Annotated in this window: 21 protein-coding genes and 1 riboswitch; of the genes, 11 read left to right on the top strand and 10 right to left on the bottom strand. The window is 52.6% G+C overall.

All coding sequences use genetic code 11. The features are described from left to right. Positions 1-17: 17 nt before the first annotated feature. Positions 18-473, bottom strand: a complete 456-nt coding sequence (locus tag ACOTY9_RS05700) for a GNAT family N-acetyltransferase (protein ID WP_014884539.1) — start codon at positions 471-473, stop codon at positions 18-20. Further along, a complete protein-coding gene (locus ACOTY9_RS05695; protein ID WP_008500887.1) occupies positions 448-780 on the bottom strand; it encodes an RcnB family protein in 333 nt (110 codons plus the stop codon). The genes ACOTY9_RS05700 and ACOTY9_RS05695 overlap by 26 nt, the downstream gene beginning before the upstream one ends. Before the next feature lie 477 nt (positions 781-1,257). Between ACOTY9_RS05695 and ACOTY9_RS05690 the strand changes: the two genes are divergently transcribed. The 4 genes from ACOTY9_RS05690 to ACOTY9_RS05675 all read left to right on the top strand — a co-directional run bounded on the left by ACOTY9_RS05690 (position 1,258) and on the right by ACOTY9_RS05675 (position 5,618). Continuing rightward, positions 1,258-2,397 carry a polysaccharide export protein gene (locus ACOTY9_RS05690; RefSeq protein ID WP_250128109.1) on the top strand — a complete coding sequence of 380 codons (1,140 nt, stop codon included), beginning with the start codon at positions 1,258-1,260 and terminating at the stop codon, positions 2,395-2,397. Then, positions 2,397-2,846, top strand: a complete 450-nt coding sequence (locus tag ACOTY9_RS05685) for a protein tyrosine phosphatase (RefSeq protein ID WP_348565381.1) — start codon at positions 2,397-2,399, stop codon at positions 2,844-2,846. The genes ACOTY9_RS05690 and ACOTY9_RS05685 overlap by 1 nt, the downstream gene beginning before the upstream one ends. Beyond that, positions 2,846-5,026 carry a polysaccharide biosynthesis tyrosine autokinase gene (locus ACOTY9_RS05680; RefSeq protein ID WP_014884536.1) on the top strand — a complete coding sequence of 727 codons (2,181 nt, stop codon included), beginning with the start codon at positions 2,846-2,848 and terminating at the stop codon, positions 5,024-5,026. The genes ACOTY9_RS05685 and ACOTY9_RS05680 overlap by 1 nt, the downstream gene beginning before the upstream one ends. 76 nt (positions 5,027-5,102) lie before the next feature. Next, entirely contained in the window at positions 5,103-5,618 is a 516-nt protein-coding gene (locus tag ACOTY9_RS05675; RefSeq protein WP_348565382.1) for a protein disulfide oxidoreductase, read from the top strand. Between the two features lie 36 nt (positions 5,619-5,654). Here the strand turns inward: ACOTY9_RS05675 and ACOTY9_RS05670 are convergent, their stop codons facing one another. From ACOTY9_RS05670 to ACOTY9_RS05660, 3 genes are all read right to left on the bottom strand, one after another. Then, positions 5,655-7,121, bottom strand: a complete 1,467-nt coding sequence (locus tag ACOTY9_RS05670; RefSeq protein ID WP_063862106.1) for a pyridoxal phosphate-dependent decarboxylase family protein — start codon at positions 7,119-7,121, stop codon at positions 5,655-5,657. Between the two features lie 18 nt (positions 7,122-7,139). Then, positions 7,140-8,516: a diaminobutyrate--2-oxoglutarate transaminase gene (locus ACOTY9_RS05665; RefSeq protein WP_014884533.1), complete on the bottom strand. Its 1,377-nt coding sequence runs from the start codon at positions 8,514-8,516 to the stop codon at positions 7,140-7,142. A gap of 343 nt (positions 8,517-8,859) precedes the next feature. Beyond that, a complete protein-coding gene (locus tag ACOTY9_RS05660) occupies positions 8,860-9,867 on the bottom strand; it encodes a LacI family DNA-binding transcriptional regulator (RefSeq protein ID WP_014884532.1) in 1,008 nt (335 codons plus the stop codon). Between the two features lie 238 nt (positions 9,868-10,105). Between ACOTY9_RS05660 and ACOTY9_RS05655 the strand changes: the two genes are divergently transcribed. The 5 genes from ACOTY9_RS05655 (at position 10,106) to ACOTY9_RS05635 (ending at position 15,564) form a co-directional block, all read left to right on the top strand. After that, entirely contained in the window at positions 10,106-11,347 is a 1,242-nt protein-coding gene (locus ACOTY9_RS05655; protein ID WP_014884531.1) for an MFS transporter, read from the top strand. Between the two features lie 16 nt (positions 11,348-11,363). Continuing rightward, the gene (locus tag ACOTY9_RS05650) at positions 11,364-12,797 is read left to right on the top strand and encodes a glycoside hydrolase family 32 protein (RefSeq protein WP_333108772.1); all 1,434 of its coding nucleotides are present in this window, start codon (positions 11,364-11,366) and stop codon (positions 12,795-12,797) included. Positions 12,798-13,075: 278 nt separating this feature from the next. Continuing rightward, positions 13,076-13,172, top strand: a riboswitch (TPP riboswitch). A 35-nt stretch (positions 13,173-13,207) separates the two neighbouring features. Further along, the gene (thiM, locus tag ACOTY9_RS05645) at positions 13,208-13,978 is read left to right on the top strand and encodes a hydroxyethylthiazole kinase (RefSeq protein WP_348565383.1); all 771 of its coding nucleotides are present in this window, start codon (positions 13,208-13,210) and stop codon (positions 13,976-13,978) included. Further along, entirely contained in the window at positions 13,975-14,775 is an 801-nt protein-coding gene (gene thiD / locus ACOTY9_RS05640; RefSeq protein ID WP_032636044.1) for a bifunctional hydroxymethylpyrimidine kinase/phosphomethylpyrimidine kinase, read from the top strand. Before thiM ends, thiD begins: the two co-directional genes overlap by 4 nt. 42 nt (positions 14,776-14,817) lie before the next feature. After that, positions 14,818-15,564, top strand: coding sequence for a GntR family transcriptional regulator (locus ACOTY9_RS05635; RefSeq protein ID WP_023330895.1), 747 nt, complete (start codon positions 14,818-14,820; stop codon positions 15,562-15,564). On the opposite strand, the gene ACOTY9_RS05630 is transcribed toward ACOTY9_RS05635, so the two are convergent. From ACOTY9_RS05630 to ACOTY9_RS05620, 3 genes are read right to left on the bottom strand one after another with little or no spacing between them, the layout of a single operon-like run. Further along, the gene (locus tag ACOTY9_RS05630; RefSeq protein WP_032636045.1) at positions 15,538-16,491 is read right to left on the bottom strand and encodes a PfkB family carbohydrate kinase; all 954 of its coding nucleotides are present in this window, start codon (positions 16,489-16,491) and stop codon (positions 15,538-15,540) included. The genes ACOTY9_RS05635 and ACOTY9_RS05630 overlap by 27 nt on opposite strands. Then, on the bottom strand, positions 16,488-17,492 hold the full coding sequence (locus tag ACOTY9_RS05625; protein ID WP_032636046.1) for an ADP-ribosylglycohydrolase family protein: 1,005 nt from the start codon (positions 17,490-17,492) through the stop codon (positions 16,488-16,490). The genes ACOTY9_RS05630 and ACOTY9_RS05625 overlap by 4 nt, the downstream gene beginning before the upstream one ends. Further along, positions 17,489-18,766 carry a nucleoside permease gene (locus tag ACOTY9_RS05620; protein WP_014884524.1) on the bottom strand — a complete coding sequence of 426 codons (1,278 nt, stop codon included), beginning with the start codon at positions 18,764-18,766 and terminating at the stop codon, positions 17,489-17,491. Before ACOTY9_RS05620 ends, ACOTY9_RS05625 begins: the two co-directional genes overlap by 4 nt. A 250-nt stretch (positions 18,767-19,016) precedes the next feature. Between ACOTY9_RS05620 and fbaB the strand changes: the two genes are divergently transcribed. After that, positions 19,017-20,069: a class I fructose-bisphosphate aldolase gene (gene fbaB, locus ACOTY9_RS05615; RefSeq protein ID WP_014170857.1), complete on the top strand. Its 1,053-nt coding sequence runs from the start codon at positions 19,017-19,019 to the stop codon at positions 20,067-20,069. 53 nt (positions 20,070-20,122) lie between these two features. Here fbaB and yegS read toward each other — a convergent pair whose 3' ends face one another. Together yegS and yegQ are read right to left on the bottom strand one after the other, a co-directional pair. Continuing rightward, positions 20,123-21,022 (bottom strand): lipid kinase YegS, encoded by a 900-nt coding sequence (gene yegS / locus ACOTY9_RS05610; RefSeq protein ID WP_023330892.1) that lies wholly within the window; start codon positions 21,020-21,022, stop codon positions 20,123-20,125. Between the two features lie 248 nt (positions 21,023-21,270). Then, the gene (yegQ, locus tag ACOTY9_RS05605; protein WP_008500866.1) at positions 21,271-22,632 is read right to left on the bottom strand and encodes a tRNA 5-hydroxyuridine modification protein YegQ; all 1,362 of its coding nucleotides are present in this window, start codon (positions 22,630-22,632) and stop codon (positions 21,271-21,273) included. A 374-nt stretch (positions 22,633-23,006) separates the two neighbouring features. Here yegQ and ACOTY9_RS05600 point away from each other — a divergent pair, with 374 nt between their 5' ends. Continuing rightward, a complete protein-coding gene (locus ACOTY9_RS05600; protein ID WP_348565384.1) occupies positions 23,007-25,022 on the top strand; it encodes a hypothetical protein in 2,016 nt (671 codons plus the stop codon). Positions 25,023-25,130: the final 108 nt, after the last annotated feature.

Here is a 25,130-nt window from a genome sequence, read left to right as displayed (position 1 = left end):
GAAGCCGCCACCCGACGTTAACTCAGCCGATAATGCATCAGATAGTACTCTCCGTCCGGAGAATCACCCGTTGCCTCAATGTGCCAGCCATGTCGCTGGTAAAACGCAATAGCCCGCCTGTTCTTCACCAGACACTTCAGTGCACCCGTGCTGGTAAACGTTTTCTGTACGTGCTCAAGTAACAGATGTCCGACACCCAGGCTCTGATACTGCGGATCAACAAACAGGTTGTGCAGAAAATTATCGTTGGTCCAGACGGAAGCAAACCCCAGGCGATGGCCGTCCTGCTCCGCAACCCAGATGGCTTCGTCCCGGGTAGCGGCGTCGAAATCTTCCAGATGCCAGCCAGAGTCATCAAGCCAGGGCCAGGCATCGCGTCGGGCGTGGAGATAGAGCGTGCGCAGGAAAGGCCGATCGCTCTCCTGCCACGGACGGATGACGATCGTATCAGCGATGATAGAAGATATCCCCATTATAGGCTTTGTAGATTTTGCCATCTGCATCGCCAATCAGGACGTAGTTTTCGCCCATGTAGGTCCAGTGGGTCCCTGCATCCGGTGCCGGCAGGTTACGCAACTGATACTGTTTGATGGTGTATTCGGGCGTTTGATACTGCGCCGGTGCGGTATCGCCGATTTTGAACTTAGTGAAATCAGCGATGAACTCTTGTTCCTCATAGGCTTTGATGCCTGATGGCGCAGCGGCGGTTTGCGGGGCAGAAAATGCGGATCCCGCCAGAGACAGTAATACACCCAGAAGCAGCAATTTACGCTTAGCCATTTTTTCTCCAGTGATATCGTTACAGATGTTTTGTCTGCGGGCGCGCGTATGAAGCAAGGCAGACAGTCCATTTTAAGGATCAACGCAAGCCGTGTATGAAAAAAATGTAACAAAAATGGACAGTTTTGTGTAGTCGAACCGTGTGGGTCTTATTTGTGTGGTCGATATTTACCATTACTAATATTTGTTATTTTTATTAATCTATTCTGAAAATAACTTTTAGCATCAAAATTGCGCGGTTAAGCGAATGCTTTACTGAGGAATACCCTTTAGTATCATCCTTCGGATGAAGTGATATTACTTTTGATTTTATTAGGCGATTGTGCATCGGCTCAGTTTTTTATAGCGGATGTATTCGTTTTTTAGAATTTCATGGTAATGCCATTAAAATAATAACTAATTATATTTCATGGTGTTAGTTGCATTCTTTTTGCAGATGTAACGCCTGGCGCAACGATAAACCAACATTTTATATAAATGAAAAACACAACTGCATTATCACTACTCTTTCTTTTTCTTAGCCAGTTAACAGGGTGTGTATTTTCACCGGGTCAGCACTTAAGTCTGTCTGGAAAAAAAGTTACGCCGAGTGAAGGAATTAATCATCAACTGGATAAACGTGTAGAAATTTTTCCAGTGACCCCTGGGTTGATTGAAAAACTGCGTCCGCCCGTGTCGAAATCTCAGGCGAATCCTAATCTGGATGAGCAGCTCAAAAACTGGGAATACCGTATTGGCACAGGCGACATCCTGACGGTCACCGTCTGGGATCACCCTGAATTAACGACGCCTGCCGGGCAGTATCGTAGCGCGAGCGATGCGGGCAACTGGGTCAACGCCGACGGTACGCTTTTTTACCCCTATGTCGGTAAGCTGCACGTAGCGGGCAAAACAGTTTCACAGATACGTGAAGAGATTACCGCGCGGCTGGATAAGGTCATTGAGAGCCCTCAGGTGGATGTCAGCATAGCCTCCTTCCGTTCGCAAAAAGCCTATATCACTGGTGAGGTAGAGAAATCGGGCCAGCAGCCCATTACCAATATTCCACTGACGGTGATGGATGCAGTCAACGCTGCTGGTGGGCTATCTGCGGATGCCGACTGGCGGAATGTGGTACTCACGCATAATGGTCAGGACTCACGTCTTTCCCTCTATGCCCTGATGCAGCACGGCGATTTAACGCAAAACAAGCTGCTTTATCCTGGCGATATCTTGTTTGTTCCCCGAAACGACGCGCTGAAAGTGTTCGTGATGGGGGAGGTGGTTAAACAGAGCACCCTTAAAATGGATCGTAGCGGCATGACGCTGGCCGAAGCGCTGGGAAATGCTGGCGGCTTAAACCAGAACATGGCCGATGCCACCGGCATTTTTGTTATTCGACAGGTAGCGAAAAAAGGCGACGCGGACAAAATTGCCAACATCTATCAACTGAATGCAGAAGATGCGTCAGCCATGGTACTAAGCACGGAATTTCAGCTGGAGCCGTATGACATTGTCTATGTGACCACCGCACCGCTTTCACGCTGGAATCGCGTCATTACCCAACTGGTGCCGACTATCACAGGTGTTCACGATCTGACCGAAACCGTCCGTTATATCAGATCGTGGCCGCAATAATGTTCAATTCAATCTTAGTGGTTTGCACAGGCAATATTTGCCGTTCGCCAATGGGTGAACGGCTGTTGCGCCAGCAGTTACCCGGCAGGCAGGTGACCTCGGCAGGTATTTTCGGTCTCGAAGGATGCCCGGCGGATGCCGCTGCGCAGGCCGTGGCCTGGCGTCATGGTATTTCGCTGGAGGGGCATGTTGCCCGCAAGGTGACGCGTAGCCTGTTACAAAAATCCGATTTGATTCTGGTGATGGAGCCGAAACACCTTCGTTTTATCGCCACTATGGCCCCGGAGAACCGGGGAAAATCGCTGCTATTTGGACAATGGCTGGAAACCAAGGACATTCCCGACCCGTATCACAAAAGTCGTGAAGCCTTCGAATATGTTTTCAACCAATTGGGAAAAGCCAGTCAGGAATGGGCTCGTCGTTTGCGTCAACAAGGAATGAAGCAGTAATGTCGTCTTCTAAATCAGACAAATTTGGTGCCGCGACACCGCAGAATAATGAAATCGATCTCATTCAGTTGCTTGCTGAGATGTTTGATCACCGGATCATGATTGCGTGTATCACACTCCTGTTCACGGTATGTGCGGGGATTTATGCATTTAGCGCCACGCCAGTTTATCAGGCTGATGCCCTGGTGCAGGTCGAGGCGAAGCAGGATAACTCGCTACTTAAAAGCTTAAGCCAGTTCGGGTCCGATCTCTCCCCCGATGTCGCCCCAGAACTTCTGCTCCTTAAATCAAGGATGATTCTGGGAGAGACCGTTGATCAACTCGGGCTAACATACCACGTTAAGCGGCGCGTACTCCCTGTTATCGGTCCTGTGTGGGAACAGATTCGGGGACGAAAATCTGATGAAATAACGATTGGCGCACTGACTATTCCGCTTCTGGAAGGTGAGCCACAAACGCTTTTACTCACCGTACAGGACCAGGGGCGATTTCATCTTGAGGGAAAGACGCTGGCTGTAGACGGCGTTGTGGGAAAAGCGCTGGTTAAAGATGGGGTATCTCTGCTGGTGACATCCCTCGATTCGGTTCCGGGTACCCAATTTATCCTCAAAACCGTCACGAAACTTGAAGCGATCAACGCCATTCAAAAGAGGCTTACGGTTGCTGAATCGGCGAAACAGAGCGGTATGATCGCGTTAACCATAGCGGGTGAAGACCCCGGTAAGATCGCCAGAGTGCTCAATACGATTGCTGAAAATTATCTCAGCCAGAATATTGCGCGTCAGGAAGCTCAAGATACCCGGAGCCTGACGTTTTTACAGACTCAATTACCGAAGATCAGTCGGGAGCTGGATGAAGCCGAAGCACGACTGAATGCCTACAGAGAGAAGCGTGATTCTGTCGACTTGTCTCTGGAGGCAAAGTCGGTTCTTGATCAGGTTGTTAATGTGGAAAACCAGCTTAACGAGCTGACATTCCGTGAAGCAGAGGTTTCTCAGCTTTTCAAGAAGGATCACCCCACTTACCGCGCGTTACGGGAAAAGAAACAAACGCTCGAGCAGGAACGTACGCGCCTCAACAAACGCGTTTCAGCCATGCCCTCCACGCAGCAGGAAATATTACGCCTGAGTCGTGACGTGGAATCCGGGCGTACCATCTACCTGCAGCTTCTGACGCGGCAGCAGGAGCTGAATATCTCCCGCTCCAGCGCGATTGGAAACGTGCGGATCATTGACCCGGCCGTGACGCAGCCCATTCCGATTAAACCGCGTAAAGCGCTTATTATTGTGCTGGGCATGTTGATGGGGTTGATGCTCTCGACCGGAACGGTTTTCGTGCGTTCGGCCTTTAAGCGGGGCATTACGTCATCTGAGCAACTTGAAATGCAGGGAATACCGCTTCTGGCGACGCTCCCGCGTTCAGTTTGGCTCTGGAAAAAGACGCATCTGCGCAGGCGGAACCTGTTTGCTTCCCACTGGAAACACAGAACATCAAACGTACCTTTCCTGCCAGTTGACCGGCCGACCGATATGTTTATCGAAGCGGTGCGCGGACTCCGTACCAGTCTGCATTTTACAATGATGGATGCAACAAACCGGATCGTAGTGGTGTCAGGCCCTACGCAGGACTGCGGAAAGACCCTGGTCAGTACCTCACTGGCGTCGATTGCGGCTCAGGCGGGACAGCGAGTCTTGTTTATTGATGCGGATATGCGCAAGGGGTATGTCCACAATATTTTCAAACTGAACAATCATCTTGGATTGTCCAGCGTGCTCGGAGGAAACGTAGAATGGCAGGACGCGGTTCAACGCTTTGAGAAAGGCGGTTTTGATGTCCTGACCTGCGGACCCCGGCCTTCACATCCCGTTGATTTGCTCATGAGTGAACGCTTCCAGGCGGTAATGTCACGGATCGACACACTTTATGACATCGTCATTATCGACACCCCACCCGTACTTGCCGTGACGGATGCATTGCTGATCACCAGAGCCGCGGCCACCACGCTACTGGTTGCCCGTTTTGGAAAAACCAGCGGTAAAGAGGTCGAGCACTCACTGAAGCGTCTGCGGCAAACGGGCGTGCAGGTGAATGGCGCTATCCTCAACGATATCGTGAAATCCGCTGCGCTCTATTACAACTCGGGCTATAGCCACTACGACTACGGTTACACTCAGGAATAAGCGTGGCGCGACACTTCTTTACAGCACCGCGCCGAACAGCCCGTTAAGATGACCTCCGTTACAACGAGAGGTCATAATGGATAACCGTAAATTGAGTCGACTGCGCCGTTGGGCGCGGGAAGGGATCATTTTTTTCCTGCTCGCGCTGGCCGTGATGTGGGGCGTGGATCAATACCGCAAGCCCACACTCCCCGCCAGTTTTAGCGCCACCCCAATGCAAAGCATTGACGGAAAGCGCCACGATATCGAAGCGCTCAGCCAGGAGCGGCCACTGCTGATCTACGTCTGGGCCACCTGGTGTAGCATCTGCCGTTATACGACACCGGCGGTGGATAAGCTGGCAGAAGAGGGCGGTAACGTCATCAGTATTGCCATGCGTTCCGGTGATGATGCGAAGCTGGCTCGCTGGGACGAGAAGAAAAGCCTGAGTATGCCGGTGATTAACGATGCAAACGGTGCGGTGTCACAACAGTGGCAGGTGAGCGTAACGCCGACGCTGGTGATTGTATCGAAGGGGAATGTGGTCAGTACCACAACGGGCTGGACGAGCTACTGGGGATTAAAAGTCAGGATGTGGTGGGCAGGTCTGTAAAAATAACCCCTCTCCCGGTGGAAGAGGGGTTGTATATTACTTAGCCAGAACTTCCTGCGCGGTGCGCTCAACCAAAGACAGCAGGGTTTTAATATCCTCCAGCGTCACGGTTGGGTTCAGCAGCGTCAGCTTCAGGCAGGTAACGCCGTTATGCTCGGTCACACCGACGTTCGCGCGACCAGACTCCAGCAGCGCATCACCAATTTTCTGGTTCAGCAGGGCGATACCCGCATCGTCCATCTGCACCTGGCCACGGAAGCGGAACAGCACGCTTGCCAGCTGTGGCTGCATAACCAGTTCCAGAGCAGGCTGCTCTTGCACGTAGGCGGCAACCTGCTGCGCCAGCGTCACGCCGTGATCGATGATCGCGGCGTATTGCTCCTGACCCAGTGCTTCCAGGCTCATCCACAGCTTCAGCGCGTCGAAACGACGGGTCGTCTGCAGAGATTTGGACACCAGGTTTGGCACGCCCGCCTCTTCATCGAACTCAGAGTTCAGATAGGCTGCCTGATAGCGCATCAGTTCATAGTGACGTGCTTCTTTCAGCAGGAACGCGCCGCAGCTGATGGTCTGGAAGAACTGCTTGTGGAAGTCCAGCGTGACGGAATCCACCAGCTCAATACCGTCCAGGTAATGACGATACTGCTCAGACATCAGCAGCGCGCCGCCCCAGGCCGCATCAACGTGTACCCAGATGTTCTGCTTCGCCGCCAGTTCAGCAATCGCACGCAGCGGGTCGATAGCACCGGCATCGGTGGTACCGGCTGTCGCGACGATCGCCAGAATCTGCTCGCCGTTCGCGTTGCACTGCGCAATTTTCGCCGCCAGATCGGACAGATCCATACGGGAGAATTCATCCGTTTTCACCTGCACCACGGACTGGTAGCCCAGACCCATCAGCGCCATGTTTTTCTGCACGGAGAAGTGCGCGTTTTCGGAGCACAGTACGCGGATCTTACGCAGATCGCCCACCAGACCGTCCTGCTGAACGGAGTGACCCTGACGCGCGAAGAACGCATCACGGGCCAGCATCAGACCCATCAGGTTGCTCTGAGTGCCGCCGCTGGTGAAAACACCTGCGTCGCCAGCCTGATAACCCACGCGGGTACGCAGCCATTCGATCAGTTTGATCTCAATGATGGTTGCGGACGGGCTTTGATCCCAGGAGTCCATACTCTGGTTAGTGGCGTTAATCAGCACTTCTGCCGCCTGGCTTACGACCAGACTTGGGCAGTGCAAGTGCGCCACGCACTGTGGGTGATGAACGGACAAGCTGTCTTTCAGGAAGAACTCCACGGCGCGTTCAATCGCCGCTTCGTTGCCCAGCCCTTTCGGGTTGAAATCCAGCTTAATACGGTCGCGCAGTTCCGCGACCGTTTTGCCCTGGTACATCTCAGGCTGTTTCAGCCACTGCATCACAGCCTGAGTGCTTTGTTCAATCGCCTGCTGATAAGCGTCAATACTCTGCGCAGAGGAGAACAAAATTGGGTTTGAATCTGACATCGTAATCAACTACTCCGGTTACGCCGGGCGAACGCCCGCAGCAAGCAGTGCCTGCTCGAATTTATCCAGGAAGATTTTCAGCTCTTCATCGCTGATCAGCAGAGAAGGCAGCAGACGCAGAACGATACCGTTGCGACCACCACGTTCCAGAATCAGACCGGCTTCGAAGCATTTCTTCTGAATCAGTGCAGACAGCTCGCCGTCGCCCGGGAAGCAACCCATGTGGTCAGCCGCTTCGTGTGGCTTAACGATCTCAATACCGATCATCATGCCCAGACCGCGAACGTGGCCGATGACCGGATAACGTTTCGCCATCTCTTTCAGCTGGCCTTTCAGCCATTCGCCCTGTGCAGCCACTTTGCCTGCGATGTTCTGGTCTTTCAGGATTTTCAGCGTCGTCAGACCGGTTGCCATCGCCAGCTGGTTGCCGCGGAAGGTGCCGGTGTGGTGACCCGGTGCCCATGCGTCGAACTGCTTTTTGATACCGAGCACGGCCAGCGGCAGACCGCCGCCAACGGCTTTAGACATCACGATAATGTCTGGCTCAATGCCCGCGTGTTCGAAGGCGAAGAATTTACCGGTACGGGCAAAGCCTGCCTGAACTTCGTCGAGGATCAGCAGAATGCCATGTTCCTGCGTCACTTTACGGATGCGCTGCAGCCACTCAGCCGGAGCCGGGTTCACGCCGCCTTCACCCTGAACGGCTTCGAGGATCACCGCTGCAGGTTTACGCACGCCGCTTTCAACGTCGTTAATCAGGTTGTCGAAGTAGTAGGTCAGCGCTTTAACACCCGCTTCACCACCGATACCCAGTGGGCAGCGGTATTCGTGCGGATAAGGCATGAACTGCACTTCTGGCATCATACCGTCAACCGCTTCTTTCGGAGACAGGTTACCCGTCACGGACAGTGCGCCGTGGGTCATCCCGTGGTAACCACCTGAGAAGCTGATGATACCGCTACGGCCGGTCACTTTTTTCGCCAGCTTCAGCGCCGCTTCAACGGCGTCAGCACCGGATGGACCGGTGAACTGCAGGCAGTACTCTTTGCCCTGACCCGGCAGCAGAGAGAGAAGGTATTCAGAAAACGCGTCTTTCAGAGGCGTCGTCAGATCCAGTGTATGTAACGGCAAGCCGCTGGTAATGACATTTTGGATGCTTTTCAGCACATCAGGATGGTTATGTCCAAGCGCAAGGGTCCCTGCACCTGCTAAACAGTCAAGGTATTCTTTATTATCTGCATCGGTGATCCACACGCCTTCTGCTTTAGTGATCGCTAAAGGCAGTTTGCGCGGATAACTCCTGACGTTAGATTCAAACTCGGCCTGACGGGCCAGATAGGTTTCGTTGCTTTTGTGGGCATCTACAGTGTCAATACGGACTTTATCCGTCATCATATCACTCCTACAACCGCCGCTTCGTTATGAGCCACGATTGAATAAAAAGTTAAAAAACAGATGGGGCCTGAAAAAAACGCCGCCAATATAGAGCCTTTTGCCACGGGGCTCAATGGTTAATTTGTTTACTGTTTTGTGACATGGGTTACAGGGGCGGGTTTATCCCCGTTTAAGGAGAGGAAATTACACTTTATGGTAAATAAAAACAGCCTGTTACGTACTTTACGCCCTGATTGTAAAATCATAAAAAAGAGTGTGGCAAATTGTGCGATTCGCTTGATGAAAAGGAGGTAAGCCGCCTCCTTTGCAAGCTTATTTCTGCGACCTGTGCAAAAAGCTGCGGTCAGGATGCATGCGCAACGGAATCACGCTTTAAATATGGACTTTCAACACGTGTGGTTTCCAGGTGTTGCTCACCGTTAATAATATGCAGGGCGCTCAGGCGACCAATTTCATAATGCGGCAACTGAACCGTAGAGAGCGGAGGGAGGAAGAGTTCCCCAATGCCGACCATATTGTCGTAGCCGATAACCGCGACATCCTCGGGAATGCGAAGCCCTTGCGCCAGTAGCGTCTGATAGACCATCAACGCGATGCGGTCGTTGCCGCAGATCACGGCGTCGAACCGTGGGACACCATTCTGGATGCGCGCCAGCAACACTGAGGGAATGTCACGATAGTGCTCATCGCCGGGCGCCATATAGTTGTGCTCCAGGCTATCCGGGTCGATTCCCGCTTCAAGGCATGCGCGTTCCAGCCCCTGACGGCGTCGGGTTGTGGCCAGGTGGCCCGCAGGCAAATGCAGGCAGAGTGGTTGTTGATAGCCCTCCGCAAGCAACGCGCGCACGGCGGTGTACTGCCCCAGTTCGTCATCTGGAATATAGCTGGCTACCCGTTCACCGTCACTTTCGCAGTTGGCCAACACACAGGGTAGGGTAAGCAACTTAGCCGGGAGAGGAACCTGACGTAGCCCCATGGTGGTGTAAATAATCCCGTCAGGCCGATGAGACAGGAGAAGGTCGACAATGGCGTCCGGGTTATCATCGCTAAACATATTCATCACGAAGCTGTTCCAGCCGTGCATCCTGGCGGTCTCTTCAATGGACAGCGTAATCTCCACCGAGAAAGGTGTCGTCACCGTATCAAGGGCCAGCACGCCGATGGTTTTAGGTGAGGCATGTGCACCACGTATCTTCTTGGCGGACAGATCGGGCACATAGTTGGTCTGCTCGATGGCCCGATGTACGCGCGCCAGCGTTTCCGGTTTTAGGCGCTCCGGGCTGTTAAGCGCACGTGATACAGTCATCAGAGACACGTTCGCCAGCTTTGCGACGTCCTTCAGGGAAGCCATTTTCTTACTCCGTCAATGATCTGTAAGAGAGAATATACAACTAAGTAAATGATGTAAAAGGAAATCCTGTTCTGGGGTAGTGTCGTGCAGCGATCACAGATGAATATTTGATCGCGATCGCACTCCTTCAATGTTAACGTTAACTTTCGTGATTAACATCATAAATCTTAGTCAAACAGCATGAGAATAAAATTATGTTAACGTTACCATTGCGCCATTACTCCAACATGAGAATGTCATGATGAAAACGCATCACTCTCACAGCTACCCTTTATTGAGCGCATTACTGTTTTTCTTTTTTGTGACCTGGTCGTCTTCCGGCTCGTTGCTTTCTATCTGGCTCCACCAGGAAGTGGGCTTAAAGGCAGGGGATACCGGCATTATCTATGCCGTGCTTTCAGTCTCTGCGCTGTTTGCTCAAATCTGCTATGGATTCATTCAGGACAAGCTCGGTCTGCGAAAAAACCTGCTCTGGTTTTTGACCAGTCTGCTCATTCTTTCGGGTCCGGCGTTTTTGCTGTTTGGTTATCTGCTGCAGATTAACGTTTTACTCGGCAGTATTTTCGGCGGGGTTTTTATCGGTTTGACGTTTAACGGCGGGATAGGGGTACTGGAATCCTATACCGAGCGCGTGGCACGCCAAAGCCAGTTTGAATTCGGCAAAGCGAGGATGTGGGGATCGCTTGGCTGGGCAGTGGCGACCTTTTTTGCGGGACTCTTGTTTAACATCGATCCGAAGCTGAATTTCGCTGTCGCGAGCTGCGCAGGACTGGTGTTTTTTATTTTGCTGGCGCGTCTCAGGGTCTCTTCCGCACCGCACGCCATGCAGGAAGCGGTCTCCGGCGGCAAGGTCACGCTGGAAGACGCGCTGCGCCTGCTGACGCTGCCACGCTTCTGGGCGCTGGTGTTTTTCGTAATCGGGACCTGTATTTACGGCGTTTACGACCAGCAGTTTCCGGTCTATTTCTCCTCCCAGTTCCCGACGTTGCAGGAAGGGAACGCCATGTACGGCTACCTCAACTCCTTCCAGGTTTTCCTTGAAGCGGCGGGGATGTTCTGCGCCCCCTGGCTGGTGAATCGCCTCGGCGCGAAGAATGGCCTGATTTTCGCGGGAATGGTGATGGCGATGCGTATGGTGGCATCGGGTCTGGTTGAGGGGCCGGTATTGATCTCCATAACCAAACTATTGCACGCAGTAGAACTGCCTGTTTTGCTGGTCTCAATCTTTAAATACAACAGTTTACATTTTGATAAGCGGCTCTCTTCCACCCTTTATCTGGTGGGCTTCGCCTGTACAAGCTCGGTAATTGCCTCAGTCCTGTCGCCGCTGGCAGGTTACAGCTATGAGAAATACGGTTTTGCCCAGTCTTATCTGATTATGGGGCTGTTAGTGTTCAGCACCACGTTTATCTCCATCTTCCTTTTGCGCTCGGGTAAGTCCTCTTCTGACCCGCTCATGCCGCAACCTTCCACTATCTGATCGAAAGAGTAGAGCAATGACGTATTCCATTACGAAAGCAGAGCAGGAACTTCAGTCCAGACGCGAGGGGCTTAACCTGCGCTGGTATCCGCGTTACCACCTCGCTGCACGCGCTGGCTGGATGAACGACCCTAATGGCCTGGTCTGGTTTGATGGCTGGTATCACGCCTTTTATCAACATCATCCGTATTCGACCCAGTGGGGCCCGATGCACTGGGGCCATGCGCGCAGCAAGGATTTAGTTCACTGGGAACATCTCCCGGTTGCACTGGCGCCAGAAGGAGCAGAAGACAAGGATGGCTGTTTTTCCGGATCGGCAGTGGTGGATGGCGATACGCTTGCGCTGATTTACACCGGACATAAATTCCACGGCGATCCTAGTGATGAGGCAAATCTCTACCAGGTGCAGTGTCTGGCGACCAGCCGTGATGGTATTCATTTTAGCCGGGAAGGCATGGTTGTTGACACGCCGCCTGGCCTGCATCACTTCCGTGACCCGAAAGTGTGGCGTGAGGGGGAGAGCTGGTACATGGTCGTCGGTGCGCGGGACGGCGAAACGGGTCAGGTGCGCGTGTATCGCTCTGAAGATCTGCACGCGTGGCAGGATATGGGCGTGCTTGCGGTGGCAGAAAAAGAGATGGGGTATATGTGGGAATGCCCTGACTTTTTCACTCTCAATGGCAAGCGCGTACTGATGTTTTCACCTCAGGGAGTGGTGGCTGAAGGATACAAAAATCGTAATCTATTTCAGAGTGGCTATCTGTTGGGCGAGTGGCAGCCTGGTCAGCCTTTTGTGCGAGAAGGTGAGTTTGTGGAGATGGATCGCGGACATGATTTCTATGCGCCACAAAGTTTCCTGACCCCTGATGGCCGCCGCATCGTTATCGGCTGGCTGGACATGTGGGAATCCCCACTGCCGGAGCAGGAAGATGGATGGGCTGGCATGCTCTCTTTACCGCGCGAACTGACGCTGAGTGCGGATAACCGCCTGCAGATGCGACCGGCCAGAGAGGTCGAAGGCCTCCGGGGAGAGTGGTTCCCCTGGCCAGTAAGTACTCTTAAAAACCAGCAGATTACTCTGGTGGAACACTGCGACGCGATGGAGGTCATGCTGAAGTGGGATTGCGCCAACAGCGGTGCAGAGCAATACGGCATTCGTTTTGGAGATGGCTTACGCGTCTATGTTGATGCGCAGATGCAGCGCCTGGTGCTGGAGCGTCACTATCCGCAGTATGGCCTCTGTGGTACCCGAAGCGTTGCGCTTGATATGAACGACACGCTAAACCTGCGCTTGTTCTTTGACAATTCATCCGTAGAAGTGTTTGTCAATGAAGGGGAGGCGTGCCTGAGCAGCCGTATTTACCCTGATGCAGAGTGTCGCGAACTGGCGTTGTTCGCGTGGACCGGGGCCGCTTCGCTTATCGATGCCGGAGCATGGCAATTAGGGTAAACGAATGACGTCAGGAATAACGTCCTGAATTTCCTGACGTCATAATCCGTATGGTCTGCAAATAAAAAGGCGACAGGCGACGCCTTTGTTTTACGTTGCTTCTTTACTCACCGCCGATCTGCTCTGACAGAGTAATAAACGAAGATGAACAGGTGATTCCTTTCCCGGTCTCTGTTGTGATGAGTACCGCGATAAATCGAAACCCCTTGCGCCTGGCACGCCGCCGCGGTTACACTAAACAACAGCAATAAGCGTTAATTAACTCATTGTTTTAAAAGTATTTTGACTCGGGGTGCCCTTCATTGTGAAGGCTGAGAAATACCCGTATTACCTGATCTGGATAATGCCAGCGTAGGGAAGTCAGATGCCTCACCGGTCATCGCTTCTTCACGCAAGGCAGGAGCGAACCCATGCAGCCTGACCTGCTCGATTTACACGTTTTACATCATTTCCGTACCCGTTCTCCGCTTACCCATTGCATGACCAACGATGTCGTACAGACCTTCACGGCTAACGTGTTGCTGGCGCTTGGCGCATCCCCTGCGATGGTGATTGAGGCCGAAGAAGCTGAGCAGTTTGCCGGGATTGCCGATGCCCTGCTGATTAACGTCGGCACGTTGACCTCGCCGCGCGCCCAGTCGATGCGGCGGGCGATTGAAAGCGCGGTGGCGGCAGGAAAGCCCTGGACGCTGGACCCGGTGGCCGTGGGCGCGCTGACGTTCCGCACCCGCTTTTGCCACCAAATTCTTGCCCTTAAACCGGCCGCCATTCGCGGCAATGCCTCCGAAATCCTTGCCCTTGCCGGAATGAGCGCCGGTGGGCGCGGCGTTGATACCACCGATACCGCGGTCAGCGCGGTGCCAGCTGCACAGGCGCTGGCCCGTCAGACTAATACCATTGTGGCGGTGACGGGGGAAATAGATTACATCACTGACGGACAGCGCACCCGAACGGTTGCGGGCGGCGACCCGCTGATGACCCGCGTGGTGGGTACGGGCTGTGCGCTCTCCGCCGTCGTCGCGGCCTGCTGTTCGCTGCCGGGCGACAGGCTGGATAACGTTGCCGCCGCCTGCGGATGGATGAAGCGTGCCGGAACGGTTGGCGTTGCGCACGCTCGCGAGCCAGGCAGTTTTGCCAGCGCGTTCCTTGATGCGCTCTATACGCTGGAGGACCAGGCATGAAACGGATTAACGCCCTGACCATTGCCGGTACCGACCCCAGCGGCGGCGCGGGTATCCAGGCTGACCTGAAAACCTTCTCGGCCCTCGGCGCGTACGGCTGTTCAGTGATTACCGCGCTGGTGGCGCAAAATACGCGCGGCGTGCAGTCGGTTTACCGAATCGAACCGGATTTTGTTGCCGCGCAGCTTGATTCGGTGTTCAGCGACGTGCGCATTGATACCACCAAAATCGGCATGCTGGCCGAAACGGACATTGTTGAAGCGGTGGCAGAACGACTGAAGCGTTATCAGGTGCAAAACGTGGTGCTGGACACCGTGATGCTGGCAAAAAGTGGCGATCCGCTGCTTTCCGCTTCCGCGGTTGAGACGTTGCGCTGGAAATTGCTGCCGCAGGTGGCGCTCATTACCCCTAATCTGCCGGAGGCCGCCGCGCTGTTAGGCACATCGCATGCGCAAACTGAACGTGAAATGAAAGCGCAGGGAAACGCGCTGCTGGCGATGGGGTGTGGCGCGGTGCTGATGAAAGGTGGGCACCTGGATGATGCTGAAAGCCCTGACTGGCTCTTTACCCGCGACGGAGAAGTGCGTTTTACCGCCCCGCGCGTACAGACAAAAAATACCCACGGCACGGGCTGTACGCTCTCTGCCGCGCTGGCGGCGCTGCGTCCACGGCATGACAACTGGGCCGATACGGTACGCGAAGCGAAGACCTGGCTCTCGGCGGCGCTGGCAAAAGCCGATACTCTGGAAGTCGGTCACGGTATTGGGCCGGTTCATCATTTTCATGCATGGTGGTAAGCCAGTATACTGGCAGGAAACACCACGTCTGAGAAAACAGAGATGGAACAAGCGCATACCCGATTAATCGCTCAACTGAATGAACGGATCGCCGCGGCCGATAACACACCGCTGTACCTGAAATTTGCCGAAACGGTAAAAAACGCGGTGCGCAGCGGGGTGCTGGAGCACGGGAATATTCTGCCCGGCGAACGCGATCTGAGCCAGTTAACCGGCGTGTCGCGCATCACCGTGCGCAAAGCGATGCAGGCGCTGGAAGCCGAGGGGGTTGTAACGCGTGCCCGGGGTTACGGAACGCAAATCCACAACATCTTCGAATATTCGCTGAAAGAGGCGCGCGGTTTTTCTCAGCAGGTGGTGCTGCGCGGTAAAACGCCCAACACGCTGTGGGTCAATAAACGGGTGGTAAAATGCCCGGAAGAGGTGGCCAGCCAGCTGTCGCTTGAGCCTGAAAGCGAGGTGTTCATGCTGAAACGCATTCGCTATGTTGACGACGACGCGGTGTCGATTGAAGAGTCCTGGGTGCCGGTCGGGTTAATTCCCGATCCGGATGCGATTGGTATTTCGCTGTACGATTACTTCCGCAGTCAGAATATTTTCCCGCAGCGTACCCGTTCACGGGTGAGCGCCCGTATGCCGGACAGCGAGTTTCAGGCGCACATCAAGATGGACGAAAAAATACCGGTGCTGGTGATCAAGCAGGTTGCGCTTGACCAGCAACACCGGCCGATTGAGTACAGCATCAGCTACTGTCGTAGCGATCTATACGTCTTTGTGTGCGAGGAGTAGTTCCTCGCGAGTGGGAGCGCAATCACCGCCGCGGTGGCTGACCACCCAGGACGCCACGGCATTCCCCAACAGAATGGCATCTGCCAGTGACCATCCTGCCGCCAGCCCGGCGAGCGTGCCGCCCGCATGGCTGTCGCCTGCGCCAATGGTATCCACGACTGTGGCCGGAAACGCCGGAACAACGCCTGAAGCATCGCCGTCATACCAGGCTGCGCCGTCTTTATCATGACGGACAATCAGCGCGGCGCCGAAACGCCGCTGCCATTCCACGCCGAGGTTTTCAGGCTTCACCCCCAGTCTTTCTGCCGCAATTTCTGCCTCCTGACGATTAAGCGACACGATCGGCCTGCAGGCCATAATCCGCGCCATAAGGGGGTCTGGAATATCCCCGATGCGCGGGCCGAAATCGATCAATGCCGTCACCTCATGTAACCCTTCCAGCCAGCTCGTCAGCAGCTCACCGCACGGTGAGGCCAGCTGATATCCGGACAAATAAACCAGGCTGTGTGATGGTACAGACAGCGTATCAAGCCAGCCCGGCTGCCACTGGTTCTCCACCCCGCTAAACGACATAAAGGTGCGCTCGCCGTCAGGCTCTACCAGCGCCAGGCACCAGCCGTTGTCGCCGGTTTCGGCCTCCACGGCGCTGTGCAGATCCTGTTTTGCCATCGCGTTGCGGATAATATCCGCCCACACGCCGTGGCCGACGGGAAGGGCGTTTTGTGCCGCAATGCCGAGTCGTTTCAGGGCGATGGCAATGTTCAGCGCGCAGCCGCCGATATTCACACCCTGCTGTTTAAGCTCGATATCGCACCCGCGCCAGGGCAGGGCGTAGGCGTCGGCGATGACGTCAATCACCGCCGCGCCCAGCACCGTCACCGGGCGTGTGGCATGCAAGGTTTCGAGACGTCGGGCAAACGAGTTCATACGCCCTCCCTTTGCTCCCGGTAGTGCAGCAGTTTTTCGCAATAGTGGCCGAAATCGAGCTGGTTGACGGCGTCGAGCTCGGCCTTAAGCGCCGGATCAATCGCCTGCACGCCATGCAACGCCCCGCAGATGGCCGTTGCCATCGCGCCAATGGTGTCGGTGTCGCCGCCCAGGTTGGCGCACAGGACCGCGCAGCGGTTCGGGTCGGTTCCCGCCAGTTCCACCATCGCAATGGCCGCCGGAACGGATTCAATGGTGCTGGTTCCCGCGCCCGTGAGCTGATAAATCTGCTCGCTGGCGGAGTCGATGCCGTTAGCTTCCCGCACTGTCTTAAGCGCCAGCTCAATACGCGCTGCCAGCGATGCACTGAAGGTGGTCGTTTTCGCCTCCTGCGCATAGCGGGCGATACCCGGCAGGGCATCGACGATGTTCTGCCAGCGTTCCCCGTCGATGGCGCGGGAAACCGCCCAGGCAATCACCACCGCACCGGCGATGGCAAGATCCGATTTATGGGTCGGGCTGGAGGCCAGTGCCACCTGCTCCACAAAATGTTCCAGACGCGTGGCCGGGAGCAGGCAGCCCAACGGGGAGGCTCGCATCGCCGCCCCGTTGGTCACGCCGTTGTTTTCCAGTTCACTGACCGGTTTCCCGTCACGGATCGCGTTTAGCGCGATTTTCGATGTCGGGCCGAGTACGTTCTTATTAAACGCGTCGAAATCGAGCGCCCAGTTCAGGATATGTTTGCCGATAACATCCGCATCAATGTGTCCGTCGCATTCGATAATCGCATCCGCCAGACACAGCGCCATCGAGGTATCATCGGTGAACTCGGCCTGCCTGAAATAACAGGCTGCATTATTCTCTGCCGGGCCGGGTAAAAAGCGGTCGATCCAGCCGAAGTGCGCCTTAACGCGCTTTCTCGGCCACAGCTCTGACGGCATGCCCATCGCATCGCCTAATGCCTGCCCGTAAAGGGCACCGAGAATACGGTTTTGCTTCATTTAACTTCCCCTTGTGTCAGCGCGGCATCGCCATCAACCACCTCAATTGCAGTGATCTCTTTGTCCGATTCGCGGAAAAACAGCATAAACAGCACGGCGATCACGGCAATCATGATCCCACCAAATGTCCACATTCCGGCCCAGTTGAAGGTCAGCCCATTCACCGGCTCTTTGTAGGCGAACATTTTTTCCATCATCACGCCGCCCAGGCGGTAACCCAGCAGGCTACCAAAACCCTGACAGCACAGCGTAATCAGGCCTTGCGCGGCGGTGCGCATATGCGCCGGCGCTTTTTTATCCACGTAGATATACGCGGTGACGTAGTAGAAGTCGTAGCTCACGCCATGCAGCAGAATACCGAGGAACAGCAGGGCATAGGTGAAGTACTGTTCCGCGCCGCCGTAAACGAAGAATCCATAGCGAATGGCGGCCGTAATCAGGCCCAGCAGTAAGACCTTCTTAATACCAAAGCGTTTGGTGAAGAACGGCAGGGCCAGCATAAAGAAGATTTCGGAGAACTGACCGAGCGTCATCCAGCCGGTGGCGTTTTTCATTCCCACTTCGGTGAGATAGCCGTTGGCGAAGATGTAATAGAAGGCCAGCGGCATGGCGAATAAAAATGAGCAGAAGAAGAACACCAGAAAGTTTTTATCACGCAGCAGGATAAGGGCATCCAGACCCAGCATCACTTTGAAATCCAGCTTGCCGGTACTCTTCGGCGGCGTGTCTGGCAGGAACAGGGCAAAGACACCGAGCAGGGCGGAGCTGGCTGCCGTCATCAGCAGCGGAATATTGGTATCCGAGATGTCGCTATAGCCCAGCATTTGCGGCAGGAATCCGCACGCCAGCCCGGAGGCGATCCAGCCGATCGTTCCCATCACGCGGATGCGCGGGAAATCGGCCTCGACATCGCCCACGTTGGCGAAGGCGATACTGTTGGTCAGTGCGATGGTGGGCATATAGGTCAGGGAGTAAGCCAGCAGCAGCGGGAAGAAGGTGCTGAACTGGGTTTGCTGCGCGGCGAAGTACATCAGAATGGCACCGGCAAACATCAGTACCGCCAGCACTTTCTGGGCGGCGAAGAAGCGGTCCGTCAGCGAGCCGACCAGAATAGGCGAGAGGATAGCGGCAATGGCGGTACAGGCATAAGACCAGCCGATTTCCCCGGCGGTAAACCCGCTTTTACTCAGCCACAGCCACAATGGCACAAACCAGGCGCCCCAGATAAACCATTCAACGAACATCATGAATGACAGTTGGACTTTCGTTTTCATTTTTTAATCCTGCATGTCAGTGAGGGTACGCCTTTAACATACCACTCAATAATACCTTTTAAATACCTTTGTGGCGATTGTTTGATCAATGTAACAGTTTTGTTGTACACGAATCGAGCCAGCAGATTGTGCTGAAAAAAAATGCAAAGGGTGGAAAATCGGTTAAGTCGGTACCAGGCTTAGTCTGCCCATAAAAAATGGGACGGGATAAACACACACCGACACGATGTCGGATTTACGGGAGTATCACATGACTGATATTGCGCAGTTGCTTGGCAAAGACGCCGACAGCCTTTTACAGCATCGTTGTATGACCATTCCAGCCGACCAGCTTTACCTGCCTGGTCATGACTATGTTGACCGGGTGATGGTGGATAACAACCGTCCGCCAGCGGTTCTGCGAAATATGCAAACGCTCTATAATACCGGACGACTGGGTGGCACCGGCTATCTCTCTATTCTGCCGGTAGACCAGGGCGTTGAACACTCGGCGGGTGCCTCCTTTGCCGCGAATCCGCTCTATTTCGATCCGAAGAACATCGTTGAACTGGCGATAGAAGCGGGCTGTAACTGCGTGGCGTCCACCTACGGCGTGCTGGCCTCCGTCTCGCGTCGCTATGCCCACCGCATTCCGTTCCTCGTGAAGTTGAACCACAACGAAACCCTCAGCTACCCAACCGAATATGACCAGACCCTCTACGCCAGCGTCGAGCAGGCGTTCAATATGGGGGCGGTGGCCGTTGGCGCGACGATTTACTTTGGCTCTGAACAGTCCCGCCGTCAGATTGAAGAGATCTCTGCGGCGTTTGAGCGTGCGCACGAGCTGGGTATGGTCACCGTGCTGTGGGCGTACCTGCGTAACTCAGCGTTCAAAAAAGACGGGGTAGATTACCACGTCTCCGCTGACCTGACCGGGCAGGCGAACCATCTGGCCGCGACCATCGGCGCGGATATTGTGAAGCAGAAAATGGCCGAGAATAACGGTGGCTATAAAGCGGTCAACTTCGGCTATACCGACGATCGCGTCTACAGCAAGCTGACCAGCGAAAACCCAATCGACCTGGTGCGCTACCAGCTGGCGAACTGCTATATGGGCCGCGCGGGGCTGATCAACTCCGGCGGGGCTGCAGGGGGCGACACTGACCTGTCAGATGCGGTGCGTACAGCGGTTATTAACAAACGCGCGGGCGGCATGGGGCTGATCCTGGGCCGTAAGGCGTTTAAGAAATCGATGGCCGACGGCGTGAAGCTGATCAATGCGGTTCAGGACGTCTATCTGGACAGCAAAGTAACGATTGCCTGATCTGAGGACGAAACGTAGGCCGGGTAAGGCGTAGCCGCCACCCGGCAATACAATCAGCGCAAAAGCACACAGTCCGGCGGCAATCTGCACTGCAGCGCGCCGGGCAATACCTCAATGCGGAACTGCGTCCCGCTCAGCGGTTCGCCGTCGAGATTAAAGGTCATCCCGTGCGGGGCATTCACCTCAAACCATGCCGATTTCCCGGCAATAATATTCGGGCTCTCTTCGGGCTGCGTCAGCGTGGTAAACAGCGCGGGCAGCAGGCCGTCACCTGTGAAAATACGTAGCTGGAGCTGACCGTCATTGATCAGCGCCTCTGGGCAGAGCTGCTGTCCGCCGCCTGCCTGACGGCCATTGCCAATCCCAATCACCAGCGCATCTCCCTGCCAGTGAAAATCCTCGCCATGAATTTCGCAGCGGTCTGGCTTAAGGGTATCCATGCGCATCAGACCGTGGATCAGATAAGACACGCCGCCCAGCGCCGCCTTCAGCTTTTCCGGCGTTTCGCTGGTGATGCGCGTGCCAAATCCGCCCGTCGCCATATTAATAAAGCAGGTTTTGTCATTCACCTGGGCAATATCCACCGCGGTGGCTTTGCCAAGGATGGCCAGCTGGAGTGCTTTCTCTAAATCTTCCGGGATCCCGGCGCTGGTGGCGAAATCATTGGCGGTGCCGAGCGGTAAGATGCCCATCACCGGGCGGTCAGCCGGGGGAAGGTCGATAAGCGCAGAGGCGATCTCATTGATGGTGCCGTCGCCGCCGCCGGAAATAATAGTGCTGACGCCTAACGTTAAGCCTTCATGGATATAGCGTGCCGCGTCGCCCTTTTCCCAGGTTACCCGCACGTGGATACGTGCGCCATCGTCACGCAACCCCTGAATTGCCTGACGCAACAGATCGTTGCCTGCACTTTTGCCATTGAGAATCAATAAACTGTCTGGATAGGTTGCCATCCGCGCTGCTCCCTTTTTTAGCGTTAGTAAGAGTGTATAGCAGAGCGGCAAAAAGCGGGTAAGAACAGGATGAAAGGCAAAAAATAAGCCCGCGTAAGGGAGATTACGCAGGCTAAGGAGGTGGTTCCTGGTACAGCTAGCATTTATGGGTTATGTTTTTCAGCGGGGGGATAATACCCGTATTGAACGAAGCGGTATGTGATCCGATTCTAAGAATTATCCCACCGTGAAAAAATTCCCCTGATTAACTATTTACCGTGTGGGTTTCGGGTGCTTTCACCGTTGAAATTACGCATCAGCAGCGCGAATTTCAGCTCCACCTCTTCCGGAACCGGCAGCCAGACGGTATGACCGTCACCCGGGGCAACCTCAATCGCTTCGCCTTTACCGTTTTCCAGATGCTCCAGCGTGAAGTTCATATTGCCCTGCGGGGTCATCAGCTCCAGGCTGTCGCCTTTGGTGAACTTATTTTTCACCGCCACGGCCGCCAGTGCGCCCTTACGCTCGCCGGTGAAGTCACCGACAAACTGCTGACGCTCGGAAACGGAGTAGCCGTGCTCATAGTTCTGGTAGTCATCGTGAGTGTGACGACGCAGGAAGCCTTCGGTATAGCCGCGGTGCGCCAGACCCTCCAGGGTTTCCAGCAGGCTGGTATCGAACGGTTTACCGGCTGCCGCATCGTCGATGGCCTTGCGGTAGACCTGCGCGGTACGCGCGCAGTAGTAGTAGGATTTGGTGCGGCCTTCGATCTTGAGGGAGTGCACACCCATCTGGGTCAGGCGTTCAACGTGGGCGATAGCGCGCAGATCTTTCGAGTTCATGATGTAGGTGCCGTGTTCGTCTTCAAAGGCGGTCATGTACTCGCCCGGACGTTTGGCTTCTTCAATCATAAACACGCTGTCGGTTGGTGCGCCGATGCCCAGCGTCGGCTCAACGTTGGTCACCGGGATCGGCTCATGTTTGTGGACAATGTTGCCGATGTCATCCTCTTTGCCTTCCTGGACGTTGTATTCCCAGCGGCAGGCGTTGGTGCAGGTACCCTGGTTCGGGTCGCGCTTGTTGATATAGCCGGAAAGCAGGCAGCGGCCGGAGTAGGCCATGCACAGCGCGCCGTGAACGAAGATTTCGATCTCCATATCCGGCACCTGAGTGCGGATCTCTTCGATCTCTTCAAGGGACAATTCGCGAGACAGGATAACGCGGGTCAGCCCCATCTGCTTCCAGAACTTCACCGTCGCCCAGTTGACGGCGTTAGCCTGTACCGAGAGGTGAATATCCATCTCCGGGAAGTTCTCCCGAACCAGCATGATTAAACCCGGGTCCGACATGATCAGCGCGTCCGGACCCATATCCACCACCGGCTTCAGGTCACGGATGAACGTCTTCAGCTTGGCGTTGTGCGGCGCGATGTTGACCACCACGTAGAATTTTTTGCCAAGGGCATGCGCTTCGTTGATGCCGAGCTGCAGGTTCTCGTGGTTGAATTCGTTGTTACGCACGCGCAGCGAGTAGCGAGGCTGGCCCGCGTAAACGGCGTCGGCACCATAGGCGAAAGCGTAACGCATATTTTGCAGCGTTCCCGCCGGGGAAAGGAGTTCCGGTTTAAACATGTTTGTTCTCGTTCTGATGACAGGTCAGATCCGCATGCACCAGGTGCAGCGGTAAGGGGAGATCCCCCACTTTAAGGGCGGGCATTGTAGCGCTGAGGGTCAGGGAGGTAAAGCGCGGGACTCTTAAAAAAGTAATTTACTACTCTTTATGGTAGTTGAAATTTATTTCATATTTTATAAATCAATAATGCGATTTAAAATAATTTATCTAAATGCAAAATAACAGTAGTTTTATCTTTTATTGATTTGCTATGTTATTAATTTTAATATCGCATAAGCCGTTTGTTTTATGCGTGTTTTTTTACTTGCTGTCATTTTTTATGAAGTCTGACAGTTTTAAATATGGTGGATTCAATTTAAAAGGAACCTTTTCAATGTCAAATATAAATTTTAAAGAATTAGCTAAGGATTGCGTTAATTACAAAACCAAACGATTAGTCAGTGCATTAAGCTCGACTGAAAATGAAGGAGGGTTACATAGCTTTCTTGAGTATCAAGTTAAAAATTTTAAAAATTTCCAAATGCATGATTTTGATAAAAGAGAGAAAAGAAATGGTTTTTTAGAATCAATTATTAAAAATTGTAGTAGTCAGGAAATAATAGATTTGACGAAAAAAGTATTAACAATATGTCAAATTTCTGAAAATCTACTTGATGGCATCAAGGATGGGTTACATAATTTAGAGATCATGAAAAAATCGGTACGGGAACAATGTTGGTCCGTAATTAGCCATGCTCTGGATGAGGGGTATTTTCTCCAGGATTTGATAGATAAAAATATACAAAGCTTTGATTTCAAAGATTCAATGCTTACTATAAATGCTCGGAATATTAAAAATGATGAAGGAAAGTCGTTCTCTCCTGATTCAGCATTAGATAAAATAGTGAACTATTTGACTCTTACGTTAAAAATGTTTTCCTATGAGAATAAACTCTGCAAAGGGGACGTAATTGTCTTGCCGGAAAATATTGTAATGGTTGAAGAGGATATAAAAAAAGCAATCCCTGTTTTTTACTATGCTCTCATTTGGAATGAACTTCTCACATGTACAAAAAGCTGTATCTATTTTGATAATGAATTATTAATGATGGAGTCAAAGGAAATTCCAGAAGATTACAAGAGAGAGGGGATTGAATCAGTTGTAGTTTTTGATAGAACAATTGATAGTCTTGAGAGGTATGATGTGATCTCCAATGAAAGACTTTCAAGAAAAATTAGCCAGAATTTTTGGGAAGGAGTCGCTAAGCATAATCTTGAGGGAAATTTACTTAAAGATATTACAGAGTGGCCTGGAAAAATTGACCATAGGATGGTAATCCTTGAAGAATTACCTGCCTTGGTTTCTCTCTTTGATGTAATTTCGAGTAATGATGTTAATACTGTAGTTCTAGGGCTCACCATCCGTGAGTGGGTTAGGGGATATTCTGTTATTACTTATATTGCCAAAAATAAAAAGAAAAAAATACATTATAGTCACAGTGCTCTTGTAGGCATTCTGCGTCTTGGAGGTTTGTCAGAGAGTAGTGCGAAAACATTTATTGATAAGCTTACATTTAGTATGAAAAGTCGAGATATTTATGACTCGCCATTAATTAAAGTTGAGGATGATACATATGTATTATTCACTCCTGCTTATACATCCCCTTTAATTAGTAACATCATACTATCAAAATTTGCCTCTGAAGAAGCAGATCTTACGGCAAAAGGATATGGATTTGAAAAGGATATAATAAGTACTCTTGAAGAGCATGGCTTAAATTTTAAAAAATTTAAATTTACTCGAGATAAAGAAGAGTATGAATATGACGCTGTATTTTTATTAGATGATAAGTTATTTGTTCTAGAATGCAAGAATACTAATTTATCTTCTGGATCCGTTACTAGAGCCTATCAGAGGAAAAAATTTCTTTTTGAAACCACTTATCAAGTCAAGAGGCTTGTTAAAGGTCTTAAGATATATCCAGAAATATTCAAAGAATACTTTGGTTTTGAGCTGGGTAATTATGAAATAATCCCTGTTATTATGAATAATCTTCCCCATTCAATTCCAGGGAAAATTAATGATGTTTATGTGACCGATTCATCTTCATTTAGCCGGTTAATAAAGTCAAAGTATATAAATGCAACAATGATTTCACATGAGGAAGGGTTTAAGATGTCGGAGTCGAGAGCAATAATAAATCAATGGGAAGGGGAGGTCTTATCTGCAATGGATATAATTAGATCTTTTGAAGAACCTATACAAGTAAATGATTTCAAAAAACACGAGAAAGTTAATGTATACCCGCTTCAAGTTGATAGGGAAAGAGTATTTATTAATAAAATAATTGAAACTGATTATGATAGTATGGTAACTGAACAAAACACAATTTTGAAGTCATTACGTTAAGTTCAATATGAAAATATTATTTTAATGAATATTTTTACCCAAAAAATATTTAAGCAAATTATTGTACTAAGTCTCTAAGAAATGAGTATCGTGTGGATTGTTTTCCAC

Source organism: Enterobacter cloacae complex sp. SHL012 (genome assembly GCF_049237505.1).
In the GTDB taxonomy this organism is placed as follows: domain Bacteria; phylum Pseudomonadota; class Gammaproteobacteria; order Enterobacterales; family Enterobacteriaceae; genus Enterobacter; species Enterobacter kobei.
The sequence above is the reverse complement of the archived record's forward strand: the minus strand, read 5'-3'. Positions and strand labels throughout refer to the sequence as shown.

Bases quoted from the DNA above. Each gene is read 5' to 3' on its own strand.
- fbaB (WP_014170857.1), top strand. From the start codon at position 19,017: ATGACTGATATTGCGCAGTTGCTTGGCAAAGACGCCGACAGCCTTTTA.
- ACOTY9_RS05660 (WP_014884532.1), bottom strand. From the start codon at position 9,867: ATGGCTTCCCTGAAGGACGTCGCAAAGCTGGCGAACGTGTCTCTGATG.
- ACOTY9_RS05625 (WP_032636046.1), bottom strand. From the start codon at position 17,492: ATGAAGCAAAACCGTATTCTCGGTGCCCTTTACGGGCAGGCATTAGGC.
- yegS (WP_023330892.1), bottom strand. From the start codon at position 21,022: ATGGCAACCTATCCAGACAGTTTATTGATTCTCAATGGCAAAAGTGCA.
- ACOTY9_RS05675 (WP_348565382.1), top strand. From the start codon at position 5,103: ATGGATAACCGTAAATTGAGTCGACTGCGCCGTTGGGCGCGGGAAGGG.
- ACOTY9_RS05650 (WP_333108772.1), top strand. From the start codon at position 11,364: ATGACGTATTCCATTACGAAAGCAGAGCAGGAACTTCAGTCCAGACGC.
- thiD (WP_032636044.1), top strand. From the start codon at position 13,975: ATGAAACGGATTAACGCCCTGACCATTGCCGGTACCGACCCCAGCGGC.
- ACOTY9_RS05690 (WP_250128109.1), top strand. From the start codon at position 1,258: ATGAAAAACACAACTGCATTATCACTACTCTTTCTTTTTCTTAGCCAG.
- ACOTY9_RS05655 (WP_014884531.1), top strand. From the start codon at position 10,106: ATGATGAAAACGCATCACTCTCACAGCTACCCTTTATTGAGCGCATTA.
- ACOTY9_RS05695 (WP_008500887.1), bottom strand. From the start codon at position 780: ATGGCTAAGCGTAAATTGCTGCTTCTGGGTGTATTACTGTCTCTGGCG.
- ACOTY9_RS05670 (WP_063862106.1), bottom strand. From the start codon at position 7,121: ATGTCAGATTCAAACCCAATTTTGTTCTCCTCTGCGCAGAGTATTGAC.
- ACOTY9_RS05635 (WP_023330895.1), top strand. From the start codon at position 14,818: ATGGAACAAGCGCATACCCGATTAATCGCTCAACTGAATGAACGGATC.
- ACOTY9_RS05665 (WP_014884533.1), bottom strand. From the start codon at position 8,516: ATGATGACGGATAAAGTCCGTATTGACACTGTAGATGCCCACAAAAGC.
- ACOTY9_RS05685 (WP_348565381.1), top strand. From the start codon at position 2,397: ATGTTCAATTCAATCTTAGTGGTTTGCACAGGCAATATTTGCCGTTCG.
- ACOTY9_RS05680 (WP_014884536.1), top strand. From the start codon at position 2,846: ATGTCGTCTTCTAAATCAGACAAATTTGGTGCCGCGACACCGCAGAAT.
- thiM (WP_348565383.1), top strand. From the start codon at position 13,208: ATGCAGCCTGACCTGCTCGATTTACACGTTTTACATCATTTCCGTACC.
- ACOTY9_RS05620 (WP_014884524.1), bottom strand. From the start codon at position 18,766: ATGAAAACGAAAGTCCAACTGTCATTCATGATGTTCGTTGAATGGTTT.
- yegQ (WP_008500866.1), bottom strand. From the start codon at position 22,632: ATGTTTAAACCGGAACTCCTTTCCCCGGCGGGAACGCTGCAAAATATG.
- ACOTY9_RS05600 (WP_348565384.1), top strand. From the start codon at position 23,007: ATGTCAAATATAAATTTTAAAGAATTAGCTAAGGATTGCGTTAATTAC.
- ACOTY9_RS05700 (WP_014884539.1), bottom strand. From the start codon at position 473: ATGGGGATATCTTCTATCATCGCTGATACGATCGTCATCCGTCCGTGG.
- ACOTY9_RS05630 (WP_032636045.1), bottom strand. From the start codon at position 16,491: ATGAACTCGTTTGCCCGACGTCTCGAAACCTTGCATGCCACACGCCCG.